General features: G+C 43.9%; 19 protein-coding genes. All 19 read left to right on the top strand.

Going from position 1 to position 20383, the window contains the following annotated elements; translation table 11 throughout:
• The first annotated feature begins 50 nt into the window (after nucleotides 1-50).
• Genes ACQKLP_RS02750 through ACQKLP_RS02840 form a run of 19 tightly spaced genes read left to right on the top strand, consistent with a single transcriptional unit; the run spans nucleotide 51 to nucleotide 20382 of the window.
• Nucleotides 51-1079 carry a Wzz/FepE/Etk N-terminal domain-containing protein gene (locus tag ACQKLP_RS02750; protein ID WP_427319828.1) on the top strand — a complete coding sequence of 343 codons (1029 nt, stop codon included), beginning with the start codon at nucleotides 51-53 and terminating at the stop codon, nucleotides 1077-1079.
• A 16-nt stretch (nucleotides 1080-1095) separates the two neighbouring features.
• Complete coding sequence (locus ACQKLP_RS02755) at nucleotides 1096-2379, top strand: nucleotide sugar dehydrogenase (RefSeq protein WP_427319830.1); 1284 nt, start codon at nucleotides 1096-1098, stop codon at nucleotides 2377-2379.
• Complete coding sequence (locus ACQKLP_RS02760; RefSeq protein WP_427319832.1) at nucleotides 2376-3518, top strand: DegT/DnrJ/EryC1/StrS family aminotransferase; 1143 nt, start codon at nucleotides 2376-2378, stop codon at nucleotides 3516-3518. Before ACQKLP_RS02755 ends, ACQKLP_RS02760 begins: the two co-directional genes overlap by 4 nt.
• Nucleotides 3519-3520: 2 nt before the next feature.
• Nucleotides 3521-4096, top strand: a complete 576-nt coding sequence (locus ACQKLP_RS02765; protein WP_427319834.1) for an acyltransferase — start codon at nucleotides 3521-3523, stop codon at nucleotides 4094-4096.
• Nucleotides 4097-5128: a Gfo/Idh/MocA family protein gene (locus tag ACQKLP_RS02770; RefSeq protein WP_427319836.1), complete on the top strand. Its 1032-nt coding sequence runs from the start codon at nucleotides 4097-4099 to the stop codon at nucleotides 5126-5128.
• A 39-nt stretch (nucleotides 5129-5167) separates the two neighbouring features.
• Nucleotides 5168-6616, top strand: a complete 1449-nt coding sequence (locus ACQKLP_RS02775) for a lipopolysaccharide biosynthesis protein (protein WP_427319838.1) — start codon at nucleotides 5168-5170, stop codon at nucleotides 6614-6616.
• Entirely contained in the window at nucleotides 6613-7695 is a 1083-nt protein-coding gene (locus ACQKLP_RS02780; protein WP_427319840.1) for a DegT/DnrJ/EryC1/StrS family aminotransferase, read from the top strand. Before ACQKLP_RS02775 ends, ACQKLP_RS02780 begins: the two co-directional genes overlap by 4 nt.
• Before the next feature lie 7 nt (nucleotides 7696-7702).
• Nucleotides 7703-8341, top strand: a complete 639-nt coding sequence (locus tag ACQKLP_RS02785; RefSeq protein ID WP_427319842.1) for an acetyltransferase — start codon at nucleotides 7703-7705, stop codon at nucleotides 8339-8341.
• A gap of 11 nt (nucleotides 8342-8352) precedes the next feature.
• Nucleotides 8353-9519, top strand: coding sequence for a TDP-N-acetylfucosamine:lipid II N-acetylfucosaminyltransferase (locus tag ACQKLP_RS02790; protein WP_427319844.1), 1167 nt, complete (start codon nucleotides 8353-8355; stop codon nucleotides 9517-9519).
• 16 nt (nucleotides 9520-9535) lie between these two features.
• Complete coding sequence (locus tag ACQKLP_RS02795; protein ID WP_427319846.1) at nucleotides 9536-11011, top strand: hypothetical protein; 1476 nt, start codon at nucleotides 9536-9538, stop codon at nucleotides 11009-11011.
• A complete protein-coding gene (hisH, locus tag ACQKLP_RS02800; protein WP_427319848.1) occupies nucleotides 11008-11625 on the top strand; it encodes an imidazole glycerol phosphate synthase subunit HisH in 618 nt (205 codons plus the stop codon). Before ACQKLP_RS02795 ends, hisH begins: the two co-directional genes overlap by 4 nt.
• Nucleotides 11622-12383: an AglZ/HisF2 family acetamidino modification protein gene (locus ACQKLP_RS02805; RefSeq protein WP_427319850.1), complete on the top strand. Its 762-nt coding sequence runs from the start codon at nucleotides 11622-11624 to the stop codon at nucleotides 12381-12383. The genes hisH and ACQKLP_RS02805 overlap by 4 nt, the downstream gene beginning before the upstream one ends.
• Nucleotides 12383-13507, top strand: coding sequence for an N-acetyl sugar amidotransferase (locus ACQKLP_RS02810; RefSeq protein ID WP_427319852.1), 1125 nt, complete (start codon nucleotides 12383-12385; stop codon nucleotides 13505-13507). Before ACQKLP_RS02805 ends, ACQKLP_RS02810 begins: the two co-directional genes overlap by 1 nt.
• A gap of 4 nt (nucleotides 13508-13511) precedes the next feature.
• The gene (locus ACQKLP_RS02815) at nucleotides 13512-14693 is read left to right on the top strand and encodes a glycosyltransferase (RefSeq protein ID WP_427319854.1); all 1182 of its coding nucleotides are present in this window, start codon (nucleotides 13512-13514) and stop codon (nucleotides 14691-14693) included.
• On the top strand, nucleotides 14690-15769 hold the full coding sequence (gene wecB / locus ACQKLP_RS02820) for a non-hydrolyzing UDP-N-acetylglucosamine 2-epimerase (protein ID WP_427319856.1): 1080 nt from the start codon (nucleotides 14690-14692) through the stop codon (nucleotides 15767-15769). The genes ACQKLP_RS02815 and wecB overlap by 4 nt, the downstream gene beginning before the upstream one ends.
• Before the next feature lie 11 nt (nucleotides 15770-15780).
• Complete coding sequence (locus ACQKLP_RS02825; RefSeq protein ID WP_427319858.1) at nucleotides 15781-16971, top strand: right-handed parallel beta-helix repeat-containing protein; 1191 nt, start codon at nucleotides 15781-15783, stop codon at nucleotides 16969-16971.
• Nucleotides 16972-16992: 21 nt separating this feature from the next.
• A complete protein-coding gene (locus tag ACQKLP_RS02830) occupies nucleotides 16993-18210 on the top strand; it encodes a glycosyltransferase family 4 protein (RefSeq protein ID WP_427319860.1) in 1218 nt (405 codons plus the stop codon).
• Nucleotides 18211-18225: 15 nt separating this feature from the next.
• Nucleotides 18226-19125 (top strand): NAD-dependent epimerase/dehydratase family protein, encoded by a 900-nt coding sequence (locus ACQKLP_RS02835; protein WP_427319862.1) that lies wholly within the window; start codon nucleotides 18226-18228, stop codon nucleotides 19123-19125.
• Between the two features lie 27 nt (nucleotides 19126-19152).
• Nucleotides 19153-20382 (top strand): polysaccharide biosynthesis protein, encoded by a 1230-nt coding sequence (locus tag ACQKLP_RS02840; protein WP_427319864.1) that lies wholly within the window; start codon nucleotides 19153-19155, stop codon nucleotides 20380-20382.
• Nucleotide 20383: the final 1 nt, after the last annotated feature.

The raw sequence follows: 20383 nt of genomic DNA on the forward strand, positions 1-20383 counted from the left end.
CATTTATGAATTCTCCATCTTACGAATCTCAATCAGGTAATACGGTGTCCATGAAAGACCTGATTCTTACATTTGGGGCATGGATAAGGTACCTTTGGTCAAAATGGATAATTATATGCATATTTGGCGTGATTGGAGCAGGATTGGGCCTGACGTATTCGTTGCTTAAAAAGCCGGATTATGTCGCAGGGTTGACTTTTGTACTTGAAGACAGTAAAGCGTCGCCGATGATGGCATATGCAGGGATCGCCAGCCAGTTCGGAATTGACTTAAGCTCGATGAGCGAAAATGGGGTTTTTTCGGGTGACAATATTGTGGAATTCCTTAAGTCACGACTCATGGTCGAAAAAGCCCTGCTAACTGTGGTAAACAAAAATGGAAAGTCCGTGACGCTGGCCGACTGCTTCATGGACGCATATGATCTCCGCGAGAAATGGAATAAGAAGCCTCGGCTGGCTGGGGTATCCTTTCCTGCTAATCTGGGGAGGGATAAGTTTACCTTGATCCAGGACAGCATCTTACAGGTATTCTATGCAAATATTGTAAAAGAAAAACTTATTGTAACGAAACCAGATAAAAAGCTGAGTTTCATTTTGGTTAAAACCCAGTCTGTTGACGAAGTTTTTTCTAAAGCTTTCACCGAAAACCTGGTTAGAGAAGCGACTGCTTTTTATGTTGAAACCAGAACGAAGCGTTCAAAATTCACGGTAGATCAATTGCAATTGAAAGCCGACTCTGTTGAAAGACTGCTGAACCAAAAGACCTACTCTGCCGCGAAATCACAGGACCTGAATTTTAATCCGGCTCGTAGCGTAACCAGCGTAACGTCAGAGCTTATCACACGGGATAAACTGGTGTTATCTACAATGTACGGTGAAATCATCAAAAACCTGGAGCTGAGCAAAATGGCAATGGCCCAGGAAACACCTATCATTCAAATTATTGATACCCCAATATTGCCATTGGAAATATCCAAATTCGGGAAGTTAAAAGGTCTGATAATCGGTGGTTTTTTAGGAGGCTTTTTAATTGTAATGATATTGCTGGTCCGAAAATTTTATAAAGAAATAATGAATTAAGTTCAAAACTACATCTATGTCTTCAGAACACAGAATCGCCATAATTGGCCTAGGTTATGTTGGATTACCCCTTGCTATAGAATTCGGCAAAAAATACGACGTTCTTGGATTTGATATTAATGAAAATAGAATTTCGGAGCTGTCGCGCGGTGAAGACCATACCAAAGAAGCGGATCAGGCAGGATTGCAGGAAGCAACGTCCAAGCGGGGGACCGGAAAAGGCTTATGGTTTTCCAGTAATACGGAAGAATTAAGACAATACAATGTATATATTGTCACAGTACCCACACCGATTGATCAATTCAAAGCCCCTGATCTTACCCCTCTTCTGCAAGCGTCCAAAATGTTAGGCAGTGTTTTAAAGAAAGGCGACATATTAATATATGAATCTACCGTATACCCGGGCTGCACGGAAGAGGATTGTGTTCCTGTACTGGAAAAGGTCTCAGGCTTAAAGTTCAACACTGATTTTTTCTGCGGTTATTCTCCGGAGAGAATCAACCCTGGAGATAAAATCAATACACTTACTAAAATCCGAAAAGTAACTTCGGGTTCAACTCCCGAGATTGCAGATGTTGTAGACAATCTGTATAAAAGCATTATTGAGGCAGGTACACATAAAGCCTCCAGTATAAAGGTAGCTGAAGCATCGAAAGCCATCGAAAATGCACAGCGGGATGTTAATATAAGCTTTGTTAACGAGCTTGCCTTGATTTTCGACCGGATCGGCATCGATACAACTGATGTTATCGAAGCCGCCGGCACCAAGTGGAACTTCCTTAAGTATAAACCTGGATTGGTTGGAGGCCATTGTATAGGGGTCGATCCATATTACCTTGCCCATAAGGCACAAGCCCTGGGTTATCACCCGCAGGTAATTCTATCTGGTCGCCGTGTAAATGATAACATGGGAATGTTCGTCGCGAATAAAGTTGTTAAGCTGATGATCAAAAAGGGGCATAAAGTAGACGGCTCCCGCGCGCTGATCCTTGGCATAACGTTTAAGGAAAATTGCCCGGACATCCGCAACTCGCGCGTAATTGATATTTACCAGGAACTAGAGCAGTTTGGTGTAAAAGTAGAGGTGTATGACCCTCATGCCGACCATCAACAGGTCCAACACGAGTACAATATCCAGCTGATAGACGAGATAGGCAACAACTACGATTCAATCATTCTCGCAGTAGCACATGAAGAATTTAAGGAGATTGACTTTAAAAAACTCGCCAACGGGCATAATACCGTAATTTTTGATACCAAATCCTTCATCGACAGAAACCTTGTAGACGCTCGTTTATGATCCAGCAAAAAATTGAAATGGTGGACCTTAAGTCCCAATACGAAAAAATCAAGGACCGCGTTGACAGCGCGATTGCCGCGTGCATTCAGGAAGGCAGTTTTATTAACGGGCCGGAAGTTAAAAAATTTAGCGCCGGGCTGGCCAACTACCTGAATGTAAAATACGTCATTCCTTGCGCAAATGGTACGGATGCACTTCAGATTGCCATGATGGCATTAGATCTGCAACCGGGAGACGAAGTCATCGTTCCTGCATTTACATATGTTGCCACAGCCGAAGTATTAGGCCTACTTAAACTCACACCGGTTATGGTTGATGCCGATCCGGATACGTTCAATATCGATATAGCGGCGCTGGAAGCGGCTATTACGCCCAAAACCAAAGCCATCGTACCTGTGCATCTTTTCGGCCAGTGCGCAAATATGGAAGCCATCATTCCTATTGCGAAAAAAAATAATCTTTTTGTTATTGAAGATACGGCACAGGCTATCGGTGCGGACTATATCTTCTCAGACGGGAGGCGCACAAAAGCAGGAGCGATCGGTAATATAGGATGTACATCATTCTTCCCATCAAAAAACCTGGGATGTTATGGAGACGGCGGAGCGCTGTATACGAATGATGATGCGCTTGGCGAAAAGATTCAAATGATTGCCAACCACGGTCAGGTAAAGAAGTACGTACACAAATATATCGGGGTCAATTCTCGTTTGGATTCAATTCAAGCTGCCGTGCTGAATATCAAACTGTCTCATCTTGATGAATATGCAAATGCCCGGTTGCAGGCCGCAAATTATTACGACGAAGCTCTGGCGGGAATCCCACAGCTGAAAACGCCAATACGCGACCCCAAGTCCACACACGTTTTCCATCAATACACGTTGCAAATAGCGGAAGGGCACCGGGATTCACTGAAGAAGCACCTTGAACAACAAGGTATCCCCGCGATGATCTACTATCCGGTTCCTTTGAATGAACAGGAAGCATTTCAGGCAATAGGCAAAGTGTCAGGTAGTTTAGCGGTTACCCATAAACTTTGCGCGTCTGTTTTGTCGCTCCCCATGCATACCGAACTCGATAAGCCTCAACAGGAATACATCGTGGAAGCGATAAAAAATTACTTCAACTCCCAAAACTAATTATGGAAACGAACTATTTTGCTCACCCTACCGCCGTAATAGACGATGGTTCAGAAATTGGCCAAGGAACCAAAATCTGGCACTTTTCCCATATAATGCCTGGGTGTAAAATCGGAGAGAACTGCAATATCGGACAAAACGTCGTAATCTCCCCCGAAGTAATCCTGGGGAAAAATGTTAAAATTCAAAATAACGTGTCGGTATACACCGGTGTTATTTGCGATGATGATGTATTCCTCGGGCCTTCTTGCGTATTTACCAATGTTACCAATCCCCGTAGCGCAATCAAACGTCGGGACGAATATCTTAAAACACATGTTGGCAAAGGAGCATCAATTGGCGCCAACGCAACGATTGTTTGTGGGCATGACATTGGTGCATATGCCTTTATCGGTGCAGGAGCGGTAGTAACTAAGCATATCCCCGATTACGCGCTCGTTGTAGGAAACCCCGCAAAGCAAATTGGCTGGATGAGCGAGTATGGAAACAGGCTTACGTTTGTAAATGGCAGGGCGATTTGCCATGAAAGCCAGCAAGAATACATTTTGGAGAATAATGTTGTTAAAAAAATCAAGTAGATGGTAGATAAAGACCAAAAAATAAAGTTCGCAGTTGTAGGATGCGGGCATATCGGGAAAAGGCATGCAGAAATGATTAACCGTAATTCGGAATCTGAACTTGTCGCATTGATCGACATAAAGGAACGAAGCAGCCTTGGTTTAGAAAAGTATGAAGTCCCTTTCTTTTCCTCCTTGGAAGAGTACCTGGCGACATCACCGGACGTAGATGTTGTCAATATTGCAAGCCCGAATGGATTTCATGCCCGCCAGGCGCTCGATGCCCTCAATGCAAAGAAGCATGTTGTTATCGAAAAGCCCATGGCCCTTAACAAACAAGATGCGGAGAAGGTGATCTATCAGGCTTTGCACGTACATAAACATGTATTTGCTGTAATGCAGAACCGTTACTCTCCTCCTTCGCAATGGATCAAAGAACTGGTGGAATCCGGAAAACTCGGGAAAATCTTCATGGTTCAACTTAACTGTTACTGGAACCGCGACGATAGATACTATAAACCGGAAAGCTGGCATGGCAAAAAAGAGCTGGACGGTGGCACGCTTTTTACCCAGTTTTCCCATTTCATTGACATAATGTACTGGCTGTTCGGGGATATAGAGAATATCCAGACACGATTCGCAGACTTCAACCACGAGACGCTTACCGACTTTGAAGATTCCGGCCTGATCAACTTTAATTTTGTTAATGGAGGAATGGGATGCCTTAACTATTCTACCGCCATTTGGAACCAGAATCAGGAAAGCTCACTTACAATTATTGCAGAAAACGGTTCGGTAAAAATCGGCGGGCAATACATGAATGAGGTTGAATACTGTCATATAAAAGATTACGTAATGCCCGAGTTGGCGCCAACGAATCCCGGAAATGATTACGGTGCCTATAAAGGTTCGGCTGCAAACCATCATTACGTGATTGAGAACGTGGTGGATGTGTTGAAAGGTCGCACAGCCATTACAACAAACGCGTTGGAAGGACTTAAAGTCGTTGATATCATAGAGCGGATTTATAGCAGCAATAACATTAAAGGATAAGCCGGACGTAACAGTTTGCATATTTTGAAAAGATAGCCGTTGAAAAGTCTTAGTGAAAAAACTGTTTCAGGAATTATTTGGACCGTTGGCCAGCAGTTTGGCGTGCAATTAATAAACTTTGCCGTACAAATTCTGCTGGCCCGGTTGCTTTTGCCCGCAGAATTCGGCCTCATCGCCATGCTGACCGTATTCATTTCCGTTGGTAATGCACTAGTGGATAGCGGGCTTACCTCTTCACTGATCAGGACGCACGAAGCCGACGAGACGGACTATACAACTGTTTTTTTCATCAACCTGATCAGCAGCATCGTCATATATGCCGTAATATTCGTCAGTGCCCCAGGAATAGCATCTTTCTATGAGCAGCCGGAACTGACAGCTGTAATCAGGGTTTATACAATCACATTTATTCTACAGGCCCTAATGGCAGTGCAAGCCACCCGTCTGACGAAAGAAATGAATTTTAAAGCCCAGATGCTTATGCAGCTTCCCGCAGTTATGGTCGGAGGTATAGTAGGAGTTACGCTGGCATATTTGCAAAGCGGAGTCTGGAGCCTGGTCAGTTTCTACCTTTCTCAAACTTTTATACTCGTCTGCCTCTATTGGCTCCGATCAAAATGGCGCCCCAAATTCATAATAGATACACGAAAACTTAAACATCATTTCAGATTCGGTTATAAATTAACGTTAGCCGCTATTCTAAATGCGGTTTTCACCAATATTTACAACCTGGTTATCGGTAAGTATTTCAGTGCCACTCAACTCGGATATTACAATAGGGCAGACACACTGCAACTCTTCCCTGTTCAGAACATATCGACGGCGCTGAACAAGGTGACCTACCCTATGTTTGCCACAATTCAAAATGACTTGTCGAAACTGAAAAACGCCTATAAAAAAATCATGCAACAGGTCGTATTTTGGTTAACACCGCTCATGATTTTTCTTGCCATTATCGCAGAGCCGCTTTTCAGGATTGTCCTTACCGAAAAATGGATCCCTGCAGTACCGTATTTCCGGATTTTGTGCGCCGTAGGCATCCTTTACCCTCTACAGTTATACAATCTGAATATACTTAATGTACTTGGCAGAAGTGATTTGTTTTTAAAACTGGAAGTCATTAAAAAAATAATTATTGGGATTGGAGTGGCCTTATCAATCCGCTATGGTATATATGGCCTCCTCTATTTCCAGGTGTTTTTTTCCATCCTTGCTTTCTTTATAAATTCTTTTTTCAGCGGTCGGCTCATCAGTTATCCCGTCATGGAACAGCTGAGGGACATCCTTCCTCTCTATGGGATGGCATTCTTATCGGGCCTCTGCATCTGGCGTCTGGATGTATTTCTGATCGATTATTATACCGGCATTCACGATGTAACGCGAATAATTATTAATAGCGCGGCCTTCGCTATATTTTATCTGTCGGTTAGTTTCCTTTTAAGAGTTCCAGCCCTGAATGATTTTAGACAATTAATCTTAAAACGATGATACCTGTTACTAAACCATACCTCCCTTCAAAAGAAGAATACAACCGATATCTGAATGATATTTGGGAAAGACATTGGCTAACCAACAACGGGCCACTCGTTAATGATCTGGAAGCTCGCTTAAAGGAACTCCTGCAAGTCAGCAATTTACTTTTCACATCCAACGGGACCGTTGCGATCCAGATTGCCATAAAAGCACTGAACTTAACAGGAGAAGTCATCACCACCCCTTTCTCTTACGTTGCCACTACATCCTCCATTCTTTGGGAAAATTGCAAAGCAGTATTCGTTGATATTGATCCAGCTACATTTAACATCGATCCTCAAAAAATCGAGGCGGCCATAACTCCAAATACCTCCGCCATCCTGGCAACCCATGTTTTTGGAAATGCGTGTGATATCGATGCCATTCAGGCAATAGCCGACAAACATCAGCTGAAAGTTATTTATGACGCTGCACATTGTTTTGGGACGCAATACAAGAAACGCTCCGTGTTTGAGTATGGAGACATCAGCACGTGCAGTTTCCATGCAACCAAGCTGTTCCATACAACTGAAGGAGGAGCAGTTTTTGCCACTGATAATCAACTGATGGAACAAATGGGATTGCTGAGGAACTTCGGCCATACCTCCCCCGTCACCTTCGGAAGCATAGGCATAAATGCCAAAAATTCCGAGTTTCACGCCGCGATGGGCCTGTGCTGCCTTGATCATATCGAAGAAATAATGATAAAAAGGACCGAACAGTGGCAACATTATAAAGAATTGCTGGCCGGACAGAAAAACCTGCAGCTGCTGAAAATTACCGATGGCTGCACCTTTAACGGCGCTTATTTCCCCATCGTACTTGAAAGCGAAAAGGTACTGACAAAAGTAACGGAAATGTTGAACCTTCAGTATGTTTACCCTCGTCGCTACTTCTATCCCTCGTTGAATACATTGTCATTCGTCGATCGGGCCGCATGCCAACATTCTGAGTCGATTGCACCGCGAATTCTATGTCTTCCGCTGTATCATACTTTGCGGAAGGAAGATCAGGATATGATCGCCAAAGTTATTATCAAGAATATTAAAGGCTGATAAATCCATGCTGATAACAGGCGCAAAAGGACATGCCAAAGAGATATTACAAGTGTTGGAAATGAACGGCCAATCAGAAGAACTGTTTTTCTTCGATAATATCAATCTGGAAACTATACTGTATGGCCAATTTCCAATTTTGCGAACTTTGACAGAAGTTATGGAGCTTTTTACCAAAGACAAAAAGTTTGTGCTGGGGACAGGCAATCCTTTGCTTCGCAGGAAATTTACCCTGGAGCTGGAATCGATCGGAGGAGTGCTGACCTCAGTTATCAGCCAAAACGCCATAATTGGAAACCATGCAGTGCAAATGGGTGAAGGTGTAAACATCATGCATTCTGCCTTTATCAGTAATTCTGTTTTTATTGGAAAGGGCGCCCTGATCAATAGAGCAACGGCACTGCATCATGACGTCATGGTAGGAGAATATGTAGAATTATCGCCCGGAAGCCAGTTACTTGGTGGCAGTAAAATCGGCGCGTATAGCTGTCTTGGAGCAGGCGCCATTGTGTTGCCCGGAATACAGATCGGCACCAATGTGACAGTGGGGGCCGGTGCAGTCGTTACCACGAATGTGACGGATAATTTGGTGGTTGTGGGAGCACCTGCAAGGAAAATCAAGGAAAAGCCTGCAATAAGGCTGTAATATATATGAATATGAAGTATCTGCACCTGATAAACGATTCACTTTTTACGAACTTTGTTTTCGAGCTATTCGAGCAAGTTAATCCCGGTCAAAATGAATACCTGATCGGGATAAACGACGATAGCGGGAAACTCCGGCATTCAAAAAGTGGCGAGAATGTGCATGTTCGTAAAATCAGATCGGTCGGATACTATGACTTCCTCCAACATGCCCATTACGATGTTCTGATCGTTCACTTCTTGCATGATTTTAAGGCGGTGGCTATAAACAAACTAAAGAAAAATCCGTTGCTGATCTGGCTTGCCTGGGGTGGGGACATACACGGCGCCCTACTTTCCGGAAAGCTGTATCAGCCAGAAACAGATAAAATAGTACGACGATTATATCCCGCGTGGAAACGCAACGTTAAAAGCTTCCTCCGGGAAGTATTTTACTTTTTTTCCACAGGGGCAACTGCTTCCACCTCCTACCGTAAGGCGGTGGCAAAAGTGGATTTCTGCGCGACCGTCATCCCCGATGAATTCGACATGCTTAAGGAGAACTGGGATTTTTTCCAAGCTAAGCAAATTCCTTTCGCATATGCCACCATCGAAGATAATCTGCGCAATATCAAATCGGAAGATACAGTCGACGGGAATTCAATCCTGATCGGGAATTCCATAGATGCGACCTCCAATCATCTTGACGTATTGTTGAAACTCAAACAGTTGAACATCTTGGACCGTCATTTGATCCTGCCCATGAATTATGGGGAAGGACTTGAATACAGGGCAGTGGTACTTGAAAAAGGCAAGGAATGGTTTCCACAAACTTTCCAGCCTATACTACAACTCATGAAACCCGAGGACTATGCATCTTTATTACGGAAATGCAACGTCGCCATCATGAACCATGAACGTCAACAGGCCGTTGGTAACTTGATTTCGCTGATTTGGCTGGGCAGTAAAGTATTTCTGTCTGAAAAAAGTCCGGTTTATTCGTTCTTCCGCAGAAGCGGTATAAATATATTTTCCTTCCAGTCTGATCTGACGGCAGAAGCACTGGCAACAGCGCTAACCGCTGAAGAAATACGACAAAACAGGGAGAAACTAAGGCAAATTTACAGCAAAGTATCTGTACTTCAAAAGGCACAAACACTGGTCAAAACGGTAAATAGCGCAGCCTTAGAAGTAAAATAAAATAATCTTCCGGAAAATGAAAACAAGCACCAGACTTATCATAGAACTTACGATGCCATTCATCGTAATGGCATGTTATTGTCTGTCTTGCTGGATGGATGGCGATAAATTCTACCTGGTCAGATGCTTCTCCTGGTCAATGATCCTTGTTATCTATGCCCATTTTAGGCTTCAACGCCAGGTTATTTTGTTTTCGCCGGTCAATATGTTTTGTCTGGTTTATCTTACCGTGCCGCTCACCAACTTTTACTATATCGCTACTGACTTCGAAAGTGCACTTTTCATGGAACGGATCAGCATGTACCATGATTATGTTTACCTTTTTGAAATGGCGTCTTTTTATTACCTGGCGGGATTGCTATCGTTGCTGGCCGGCTACGCAATTATAGCGCAGCCCCCCGTAAAGCCCCTTCAATTCAGTTCCGAACGGACGATCAATTCATATGTGTTGCTGATCGTTGCCGCTGGCTTATTAGGCCTTGGTATTTTAAATTTCGTCTACAATGTATTCTCGCTCGCTGGCGGAAATATTATCAGTTATATGAGCAATGTAGCCCTGCGCAAAGAAGAATTTCAGGAAGGAGGTACGGCATTGGGCTATCAATTCTATTACATGGGTTCGTACTTGATTACGTATCACTATGTGCGTTTGGGAAGAAAGGCAGGACTGTTGTTATATGGTGTCATTTTGGGTGGAGTACTGCTAATGGCTAGCTCTGGCCGTATCTACGCCACCCTGGCTTACCTGATGTCCTTTGTGGCAATATTCTACTATGTTCGCTATCTTAAAACCGGGAACACCAATACCCGGAAATACGTTTTGTATCTTTTCCCGTTGCCCCTGATCGGTCTTGCATTCTATTTTCTCCGGATAGTCAGCGGTATGATAGCCGGCGGAACGACGGACGACAGCGTCGTTGAAATAATGGGCAATTTCTCGGATTTGCTCGGATTTTATGCCATCGATAAAGGCAATACCCCGAATGTTGCCGTTTTTATGAAAATCATTGATGCATGGTCCGTGGACCATGGTTATATATTTGGCAAATCGCTTTATTCCGGAGTCCTGAACAATTTACCATCGGCAATCAGGCCTGATGATGTAAACGCCACAAGTTTCATGGTTCGCGACCTGTGGTATTCCAATGTAGCGAAAGGCGGAGCATTGCCCACAACTGCGGTAGGGGAAATGTATATGAATTTCGGTCCGTTGGGAGTATTCCTGGGTATGTTCGCCGTCGGGATGCTGATAAAGTTATGGTTCTCCTTTGTAATACGATCCCGTAACTTCTGGCATTACGTGGCGCTTGTGATCGTATCTCTGACTTTTATTGCCTTATATCCCAAAGTGGACTTCACCAATCTTAATCCACTTGATGTCATCATTGCATATATGCCTATTCTCCTGGTTTGGGGGCTAACGCAATTTCTCAACACTGCGGCAGGCGATCGTTCCCTCCGTGGCAAAAACATTAAACCGGAAATACCATGATCACCATCATTGACTACAACGCCGGCAATATCGGCTCGATACAAAACATGATAAAAAAGATCGGAGGCGAGTCTATAGTAACATCAGACCCTGATCTGGTGCGAAAGGCCACCAAATTAATTCTCCCAGGCGTGGGCCATTTTGATTATGGAATGGGAAATCTGATCGAAACTGGCCTTATCCCGATTTTGAATCAACGCGTCCTGGAAGATAAGATACCAATTTTGGGTATATGCCTTGGCGCACAGCTTTTCACCCAGAGAAGCGAGGAAGGTAAAACTCCTGGGTTGGGTTGGTTTAGCGCTGAGACCGTTCGATTTAAACCGTCTTCAACTTCCATAAAAGTTCCGCACATGGGATGGAGCGGGGTTGAACTATATAACCGCAAGTCGAAGATTTTTGCGGATATGCATGAAGATCCAAGGTTCTATTTCGTTCATTCATACCATATGAAAACGGAAAATAACGACGAAATTCTCGCTTTTTCCGAATATGGATACCGATTCGTATCGGCGTTGGAGAAGGAAAATATTGTTGGAATTCAATTTCATCCGGAGAAAAGCCATAAATTCGGCATGAAAATATTAGAAAATTTTATTAATCTATATCAGTGAAATCTGTTCGTGTCATTCCAACGCTGTTATTAAAAGATGGCGGGCTGGTTAAAACGAAAAAATTTAATTCCCCGGTTTATATCGGAGATCCCACTAATGCTGTTCGCATTTTTAATGAGAAAGAAGTGGATGAATTGATTTTGATCGATATCGAAGCTACGAGCCAGAAAAATGAGCCTGATTATCAGTTAATTGAGCGGATTGTTAGTGAGTCTTTCATGCCGGTTTGTTATGGCGGCGGTATTAAAACTGTTGATCAGGCCAGGCAATTGTTCCGTCTCGGTGTGGATAAGATCGCATTAAATAGCGCTGCAGCAGAGAATCCATCGCTTATCGGCAAACTCGCAGCACAATTTGGAAGCCAGGCAGTCGTAGTCTCCATAGATTATAAAAAAAATCTCTGGGGAAAAGTAAAAGTCTTCACTCAAAACGGCACAAAAAATACGGGTCTTGATCCAATAAATTACGCCCGCGAACTCGATAGTCTAGGTGTCGGGGAAATTTATCTCACGTCCATTGATAGGGAAGGAACGATGAGTGGTTACGACATAGAAATGTTAAAAGCCGTTTCCCAATCCGTCAGCATTCCAGTCATTGCTAATGGCGGAGCAGGTACACTCGAGCATTTTGGGGAGGCCATTCAGGCCGGTGCGTCAGCTGTTTCCGCAGGAAGTATGTTCGTATTCCATGGAAGACTGAAAGGCATCCTTATTAATTATCCGGAAAAGAAAGCGTTAAATAAAATATTCGGCATATAATGAAAGCTTACAGAATTTGTACTAACTGTGTAATGGATACCAGTGACCCTGATATCACTTTTGACGATAACGGAAAATGCAACCATTGCCATAAATATGAACAGTCACTTGTTGATCGTGTTTTTGACCCCGAAACCGCCAAAGTAAAACTCGAACAACTTGTAACACAAGTCAAGGCCCATGGAAAAGGAAAGGATTATGACTGCTTGATCGGTGTTAGTGGCGGTGTTGACAGTACATATGTGGCATACCTAGTCAAAACGCTGGGCCTGCGGCCCTTAGCCGTACACCTTGACAACGGTTGGAACTCCGAGCTGGCCGTAAAAAATATCGAAAACGTGCTGACGAAAATGAACATTGACCTCTACACGTATGTGATTAACTGGGAGGAGTTCAGGTCACTTCAGTTGGCATTTCTTAAAGCATCTACTCCAGATGGCGAAATCCCATCCGACCATGCAATTTTCGCATTGCTCTTTAAGGAGGCGAAAAAGCGGGGAATTAAACATATTATTACCGGGATGAACTACAGGACGGAATCGATTTTGCCAAAATCATGGGCGCAAGGTCACCTTGACTGGAGGTATGTAAAATCGGTAAACAAACAGTTTGGTAGAAAACCGTTACGCACTTTCCCGCATATTACTATTGGAAACCTTTTTTATGCATGGGGAATAAAAAGGACGAAGTATATCTCGATCCTCAACTACATCGATTATAAAAAGACCGAAGTAATGCGGGTTCTGCAAGACGAACTCGGCTGGAAGTATTACGGGGGCAAACACTATGAATCCGTTTATACCCGCTTTTACCAATCATATGTACTTCCTGAAAAATTTAACATCGACAAGCGCAGAGCTCACTTGTCCAACCTCATATTATCAGGCCAGGTCACCCGTGATGAAGCATTGGAAGAGCTCAAAAAGCCGACATGTGATCCCAAGATTATAGCCGAAGATATCGAATTCACAACGAAAAAACTTCAGATTTCACGGCAGGAATTTGATGAAATCATGAAGTTACCTGTGAAGTCATATCAGGATTATCCCAATCTGGAATATTGGATCCAATTGATGCGCAAAGGAGTTAATCTTCTCCGCTCAAAAGGATTATTCTCAAAATAAGAACATGATCAGGAACCTGCATATATACCCTTCTGCGTTTAAGAACGAAAGCCGCATTCTACGAGAGGCACGAAGCATTCTCTCCCTGGGGCTTGCGAATCAGATCCTGATAGCCGCGACTTGGGAAAAAGGACTACCAGAATCAGAGCAAATAACGGACAATATTGTCGTCAACCGAAAAAAATCCGTATTTAATCGGTTCCCAAAAGGCGGCATCTGTGATATATTGCGATACCTGGCATTTATGGTACAGGTTATCTTACGCTATAGTGGTAAACGCAAGCCTCAAATTGTAAACAGTCACAGCCTTTCGGTACTTTTTGCCGGGGTTATTTTTAAAATTTTGTACGGCTCACGCCTGATTTACGACGCCCACGAACTTGAAACAGAACGCAGCGGCGTGCATGGTTATAGGCAAAAGCTGGCAAAAATTCTCGAACGGTCCCTGATCAGGAGATGTGATAAGATCATTGTAGTATGTGACAAAATCGCGGAATGGTACTTACAGGCCTATCCATTTCTTAAGGGTAAGATCACCGTCATCCGGAACGTGCCCGATACAATCACTGCGGAGTCAATTCCCGATGCAAATCTAAAGCGGGAGTTCGCCGTCCCAGAAAACCATCTCCTATTTGTGTATCAGGGCGGTTTCTTCAGGGGCCGCGGCATCGAAACAATGCTCAGCGTTTTTGAGAAAAATACAGATAAACACTTGGTTTTCATCGGATATGGGCCTTATCAAAATATGATATCTGAATATGAAAGACGGTGCAAAAACATACATGTCAAAGCCGCGGTGCCTCCTGCCCAGCTCATTGCGTACACGCGGACAGCGGATTGCGGCATTTCATTGATTGAAAATGTCAGCCTGAGTTACTACTATTCACTGCCCAACAAAGTATTTGAATATGCTATGTCAGGCGTTCCTTTGATCGTCAGTGATTTCCCCGAAATGAGTAATTTTGTGAATACCTATAAAATCGGATGGGCGGTAAATCCGGACATTGAAAGCCTCGGCAAGCTCTTATCAGATTTGGATCGCTCCGCGCTGGAAGCAGTTAAACCGAATTTCGCACGTGTTTATAGAGAAATTAACTGGCAGATTGAGGAGAAAAAATTATTAGAAGCATACAATTTCGATTCACCTACCTCCGAGGTAAATAAACAGGTTTCAAACGTAATATGAAAATTCTGACTGTAGTTGGGGCACGCCCCCAGTTTGTGAAAGCTGCTATTTTAAGCAGATTGATTGCGAAAAGGGAAGGCATCGAAGAAGTACTCGTACACACCGGCCAACATTTCGACAGCAACATGAGCGATATTTTCTTCGACGAAATGGAAATCCCCAAACCTGACCATAAGTTGTCAATCAATGGTCTATCTCACGGAGCCATGACGGGACGAATGCTGGAAGAAATTGAAAAAATCCTATTGGAAACAAAACCAGATTGGGTCCTTGTTTACGGAGACACAAATAGCACACTTGCCGGTGCACTGGCGGCCAAAAAATTACACATCAAAGTTGCACATGTCGAAGCGGGATTGAGATCTTTCAACATGCGCATGCCGGAAGAAATCAATCGGATACTTACAGACCGCATCAGTGATATTTTGTTTTGCCCGACCGATACCGCAGTCCAAAACCTGATAGCCGAAGGGATGAATACAGCAGGACATCAAATAGAAAAAGTCGGCGATATTATGTATGACTCTGTATTGTACTATTCTTCAAAAATCTCCGAAAGGGCCCGAATCGCAAATCAATATCAGCAGAATGGGTTTGCACTCTGCACATTACACCGGGCAGAAAATACAGACGATCTTTCAAGACTGGAAAATATCGTGCGTGCATTGAACCTCATTCACGAAGAAATTCCCGTAATTCTGCCAATCCACCCCAGGACCCGTAACATAATCAATCAATTAAGAACTCCGGTACATTTTAATACCATCGATCCACTTGGATATTTCGACATGCTCGGAATGTTGCAGAAATGCGCATTTGTGCTGACAGATAGCGGCGGACTTCAAAAAGAAGCCTTTTTCTTCAAGAAATTTTGCCTAACGCTGCGAGATCAGACCGAATGGGTTGAGCTTACTGAAAACGGCTTAAATTTTCTCGTTGGCGCAGATTTTGATGAAATAATCCGGCAGTATCACTCACTTCAGTCCAGGCAAGCTGATTTCTCGCTGCCGCTATACGGTCAGGGCAATACAGGAGAAAGGATCATAGACGTCTTGCTGGCTCATCATCAAAGATAAACTGAGAGTTTATGAAACTGTTACTCATTACAATACTTGCTGGTCTAAACCTATTATCGTCCAGCACTAACGCTTACAGTGCCACTCGTCAGGACGGCCGAGACGCAAGGCCGGGTATTGGAAATGGCATTGTAGACGGAAATTTCATCGGTGGATTTAATAATTTCGATCCGGCCTCCTTTACCGTTTATAAAAGTGGTATCAGCACGCCAACAGTTACGGTCCATACAGTCGCATCATTGAAACAAGCAATCAGATCGGCCAGGCCAGGCGATAAAATCTATCTTGACGATAATAGTACTTTTGACCTCAGCGGCGAGGCGCCTCTGTTAATTCCGGCATCAGTAACGCTTTTTAGTGGAAGAGGCCTGAATAAAGGTAAAGGCGCACTGGTCTTTTCAAATACACTGAAAACGATTCCGATGTTATATGTAAACGGTAACAATGCTCGGATTTCGGGAATCAGGATAAAGGGGCCCGATGGCCTTGCCGTCAACACCAAGGAACTACAAAAAGCAAAACTGGAGGTACGGAAAAAATCTCCGGCTAAGATCATTGATGAAGACCAGTTCACTGTATATGGAATTCCCAATTCCCGTGGCATCCAAATAAATGGGAAAAATGTAGTTGTGGACAACTGCGAAATCTGGAACTGGAGTCATGCCGGCATTTACATGCTCCCATCCTCCACTGCCGACATTCACCATAACTACATTCATCATAATCAACGCTATGGCCTTGGATATGGGATTTGCCTGGACGGCAGTAATGCCGATATTACCGCCAATATTTTCGATTACAATCGCCATGCCATTGCCGGTACCGGAGCTGTTGGAACCAGCTACAATGCAACATACAATATTGCACTGCCCCACTCCACACTGCAAAGCCATATTTTTGATATGCATGGGAGCGCCATGCGTAAAGACGGAGCAAAGCTGGCAGGCGACAGAGTCGAAATTTCAAACAATCTGTTCTTTGTAACTTCCGGCCCGGCGATCCGGATCCGCGGTGTGCCTCAACAGCAATCAAACATTCGTAACAACGAATATATCCTCGTGCGCGATAAAGAAAGAGCATTCAGGCAGTACCAGGCGGGCCAGATCAGCAAGGATACAAAAGTAAAACAAGAATCGCAGGTAGAACAATACTCAAAAAAAACGCTGGGAATTTTTAATAATAGCGTTTTTCGAACCAACTAAACCCGAAGCTATCTATTAACAATGAATAAGAAAATCTGGGTCATCAACCAGTTCGCCGGTACCCCCGAATCGGGTTGGGGCGAGCGTCATTTTTATTTCGCAAAATATTGGCAGGAGAAAGGTTATGATGTGACAATCATCTCAGGATCTTTTAACCATATGTTTCGGAAAACGATCGAAGTGGAAGGTTTATGTAAAATCGAAACATATAACGGAATAAGGTTTTGCTGGGTGAACACCCCCAAATATGATCCCAAATCGGTTAAACGATTTTTCGCAATGTTGGTTTTCGCCTGGCGAGTACTGTTTTTAAAAAAACACCTCCATCAAACCCCGGATGACATTATCGTCTCGTCTATGCCGATTTTCCCAGTCTTGACTGGCTACTTCTTGAAGAAAAAATACAAAAGCAGGAAGCTCCTATTCGAAATTCGTGACATCTGGCCATTATCCCTAATTGAGCTTGCAAACGTCTCTAAATACCATCCTCTTGCGCTTTTTATCGGCTGGTTTGAAAAATTTGGATACCGAAAATCCGATATCGTGGTTTCTCTGCTGCCTAATGCCAGGGAACATATTGAAAACGTAGCTAAACGTCCTGTAAATTTTGAATATATACCTAACGGAATAGACCCTGACCAATTAAAGGACGAGGTGCTGCCAGACGAAATAGCGGCGCTGCTGCCCCAGAACGCAGGTATGATAATTGGTTATACAGGAACGTTGGGGAAAGCGAATGCGCTGGAGTACTTTGTAGAAGCGGCACGCAATGTTGCCGCCACCCATCCCGACATACACTATGTGTTGGTCGGCGACGGTTATCTGAAAGAGGAATTGATGAAGGCAAGCGAAGGTTGCCCCCAGATTCACTTTCTTCCAAAAATCAAAAAAGACCAGGTACAGAACATGCTTGGCAGATTCGACGTATGCTTTGTGGGAAGAAATGATACCCCGCTATACAAACATGGAATTTCCGCAAATAAGTATTTTGACTACATGCTTGCGGGCAAGCCGATCCTGGATTCCATCAACTATATTAAGGATCCTGTAGAGCTTTGCCATTGTGGCATTATTGTTAAGCCAGACTCGACCCGCGCTATTGAGGAAGGCATTCTTCTTTTTCATGGCATGACACGGGAAGAAAGAAAGAAAATGGGAGAAAAAGGCCGGGATTATGTGCTGAAAGAGCATTCGATTAAAATCCTTGCTGAAAAATATGTAGAGGCAATAAACGCATAGGTCCGAATATTTTATATGAAAAAAGCACTCCTTACCGGCGCTAACGGTTTTTTGGGCAGATGGATATCGGAAGCGCTCGAGCAGAGTGGCTTTCGGGTGGCGACACTGGGACGATCCGAGTGTTCGGAATACCGTTTCGATCTGATTAACGAGATTCCTGGATTTGACGAAGCGTTCGATTTGGTCGTTCATGCAGCAGGCAAAGCTCATGTTGCAGTTTCAACCGCACATCCGGCCGAGGACTTCCGAAAAGTAAACACAGTGGGAACAATGCATTTGTTAAGTGCGCTGGACTCGCAACCTCCCGCGGCTTTTGTGCTTATCAGCACTGTAGCGGTGTATGGTGTGGACACAGGCAATAACATTTCTGAAGATGCCCCTCTGCTCGCCTCGGACCCTTATGGCAGCAGCAAGATCGAAGCAGAAAAAGCCGTCAGACGCTGGTGTGAGGAAAGGAACGTAAAATGCAGTATCCTGCGGCTTCCGCTGGTTGCTGGCCCAAACCCTCCCGGAAATCTCAATGAAATGATTAACGGAATTCAAAAAGGAAGGTATGCCAATATTGGGAATGGTTCCGCGAGAAAGAGCATCGTGTTGGCATCAGACGTGGCAGCCATTATCGCTACCGCCGCTGAAAATCCCGGAATATATAATTTGACCGATGGATACCATCCAACTTTCTGTGAACTGAGCATGCATATCGCGCAACAGCTGGGCCGGAGGAAAGTACCCACCATCCCCTTTTGGTTGGCCAGGATACTATCGCTGGCCGGCGATTTAACCGGAGGGGGCCTTCCCATCAATTCATTGAAATTCAGGAAAATAACCCTAGATTTAACCTTCGAAGACACCCGTGCAAGAACCCATTTGGGTTGGAAGCCCACACCGGTTCTCCAAGGATTTAAAATTAAATAATCACAAAAAGACAAGTAACCTAAACATATGATTCCTCAATTCAACACAGCTCAATTTATTCGTGATCATATTATACAAAGGAAGGAAAGCCTGCTTGCTGAAGATCTGCGGAAATTTGATGCAGAGCTGCGTAAAGAGCTTGACGGCAAATCCTGCCTGGTGATCGGAGGTGCAGGCACCATCGGCTCATCGTATATAAGAGCATTGCTGAGATTCAAAATCCGTAAACTCGTTGTAATTGACATAAATGAAAATGAACTGACAGAACTCGTAAGGGATATCCGTAGTAATAGTGAGTTACTTGTTCCCGACGATTTGAAGACCTACCCCATTAATTTCGGCGATCCGGTGTTTAAAAAGTTGTTCTTTTATCATGGCCCATTCGATGTCGTGGCTAATTTCGCGGCGCATAAGCACGTTCGTAGTGAAAAAGATGGATATTCGATTGAGGCGATGGTGGACAATAATGTTTTCAAAGCGATGGACCTGTTGGAGCTCCTTGAAAAAAGACCGCCTGCGCATTTCTTTTGCGTATCGACTGATAAAGCTGCCAACCCCGTGAATCTCATGGGGGCCAGCAAAAAACTGATGGAAGACGTTATTTTGTCTTATACAGATAAACTCCCAATTAAAACCGCGCGCTTCGCAAATGTGGCATTTTCCAATGGCAGTTTGCCAGCCGGCTTTCTTACACGCATCAATAAGCGGCAACCCTTGTCTTGCCCTTTGGGAATCAAGCGTTACTTCGTTTCTCCCGACGAATCAGGTCAAATCTGTTTACTAGCCTCCATCCTAGGTAAATCCGGCGATATTTTTTTTCCGAAACTGGACATGGAAAACGGCCTTGTAGCATTTTCAGATATCGCAACCGATTTTCTCAAAGCGCTGGGATATGAAGCGGATGTTTGTGTCAGCGAAGAGGAAGCGAAGGAGAAAGCTGCAAACCTCACCGACGATTCAAAAAAGTACCCGATATTCTTTTTCGATTCAGACACCTCAGGCGAAAAATCATTTGAGGAGTTCTACACTTCAGACGAAGAACTTGATTTGACTTCTTTCCCCAATCTCGGCGTTATCAAAAACAGCCAGGCCACACATGATGCTTCACGCCTGGAAGAGATTTTGACAGACCTGCGCTTACTTTTCGACAAAACCGATGCACCGGTAGAAAAAAACGAAGTAGTTCAGGCACTCCAATCTTACCTGCCGAATTTCCAGTATATTGAAAAAGGAAAAGGTTTAGATCAAAGAATGTAAT

Source organism: Chitinophaga sp. NPDC101104, from assembly GCF_050277495.1.
GTDB lineage: Bacteria > Bacteroidota > Bacteroidia > Chitinophagales > Chitinophagaceae > Chitinophaga.

What these genes read in the sequence shown, in the direction of transcription:
- ACQKLP_RS02810 (WP_427319852.1), top strand. Translation starts at nt 12,383, where the DNA reads ATGAAAGCTTACAGAATTTGTACTAACTGTGTAATGGATACCAGTGAC.
- ACQKLP_RS02780 (WP_427319840.1), top strand. Translation starts at nt 6,613, where the DNA reads ATGATACCTGTTACTAAACCATACCTCCCTTCAAAAGAAGAATACAAC.
- ACQKLP_RS02795 (WP_427319846.1), top strand. Translation starts at nt 9,536, where the DNA reads ATGAAAACAAGCACCAGACTTATCATAGAACTTACGATGCCATTCATC.
- ACQKLP_RS02815 (WP_427319854.1), top strand. Translation starts at nt 13,512, where the DNA reads ATGATCAGGAACCTGCATATATACCCTTCTGCGTTTAAGAACGAAAGC.
- wecB (WP_427319856.1), top strand. Translation starts at nt 14,690, where the DNA reads ATGAAAATTCTGACTGTAGTTGGGGCACGCCCCCAGTTTGTGAAAGCT.
- hisH (WP_427319848.1), top strand. Translation starts at nt 11,008, where the DNA reads ATGATCACCATCATTGACTACAACGCCGGCAATATCGGCTCGATACAA.
- ACQKLP_RS02760 (WP_427319832.1), top strand. Translation starts at nt 2,376, where the DNA reads ATGATCCAGCAAAAAATTGAAATGGTGGACCTTAAGTCCCAATACGAA.
- ACQKLP_RS02770 (WP_427319836.1), top strand. Translation starts at nt 4,097, where the DNA reads ATGGTAGATAAAGACCAAAAAATAAAGTTCGCAGTTGTAGGATGCGGG.
- ACQKLP_RS02765 (WP_427319834.1), top strand. Translation starts at nt 3,521, where the DNA reads ATGGAAACGAACTATTTTGCTCACCCTACCGCCGTAATAGACGATGGT.
- ACQKLP_RS02840 (WP_427319864.1), top strand. Translation starts at nt 19,153, where the DNA reads ATGATTCCTCAATTCAACACAGCTCAATTTATTCGTGATCATATTATA.
- ACQKLP_RS02835 (WP_427319862.1), top strand. Translation starts at nt 18,226, where the DNA reads ATGAAAAAAGCACTCCTTACCGGCGCTAACGGTTTTTTGGGCAGATGG.
- ACQKLP_RS02750 (WP_427319828.1), top strand. Translation starts at nt 51, where the DNA reads ATGAAAGACCTGATTCTTACATTTGGGGCATGGATAAGGTACCTTTGG.
- ACQKLP_RS02830 (WP_427319860.1), top strand. Translation starts at nt 16,993, where the DNA reads ATGAATAAGAAAATCTGGGTCATCAACCAGTTCGCCGGTACCCCCGAA.
- ACQKLP_RS02755 (WP_427319830.1), top strand. Translation starts at nt 1,096, where the DNA reads ATGTCTTCAGAACACAGAATCGCCATAATTGGCCTAGGTTATGTTGGA.
- ACQKLP_RS02790 (WP_427319844.1), top strand. Translation starts at nt 8,353, where the DNA reads ATGAAGTATCTGCACCTGATAAACGATTCACTTTTTACGAACTTTGTT.
- ACQKLP_RS02785 (WP_427319842.1), top strand. Translation starts at nt 7,703, where the DNA reads ATGCTGATAACAGGCGCAAAAGGACATGCCAAAGAGATATTACAAGTG.
- ACQKLP_RS02825 (WP_427319858.1), top strand. Translation starts at nt 15,781, where the DNA reads ATGAAACTGTTACTCATTACAATACTTGCTGGTCTAAACCTATTATCG.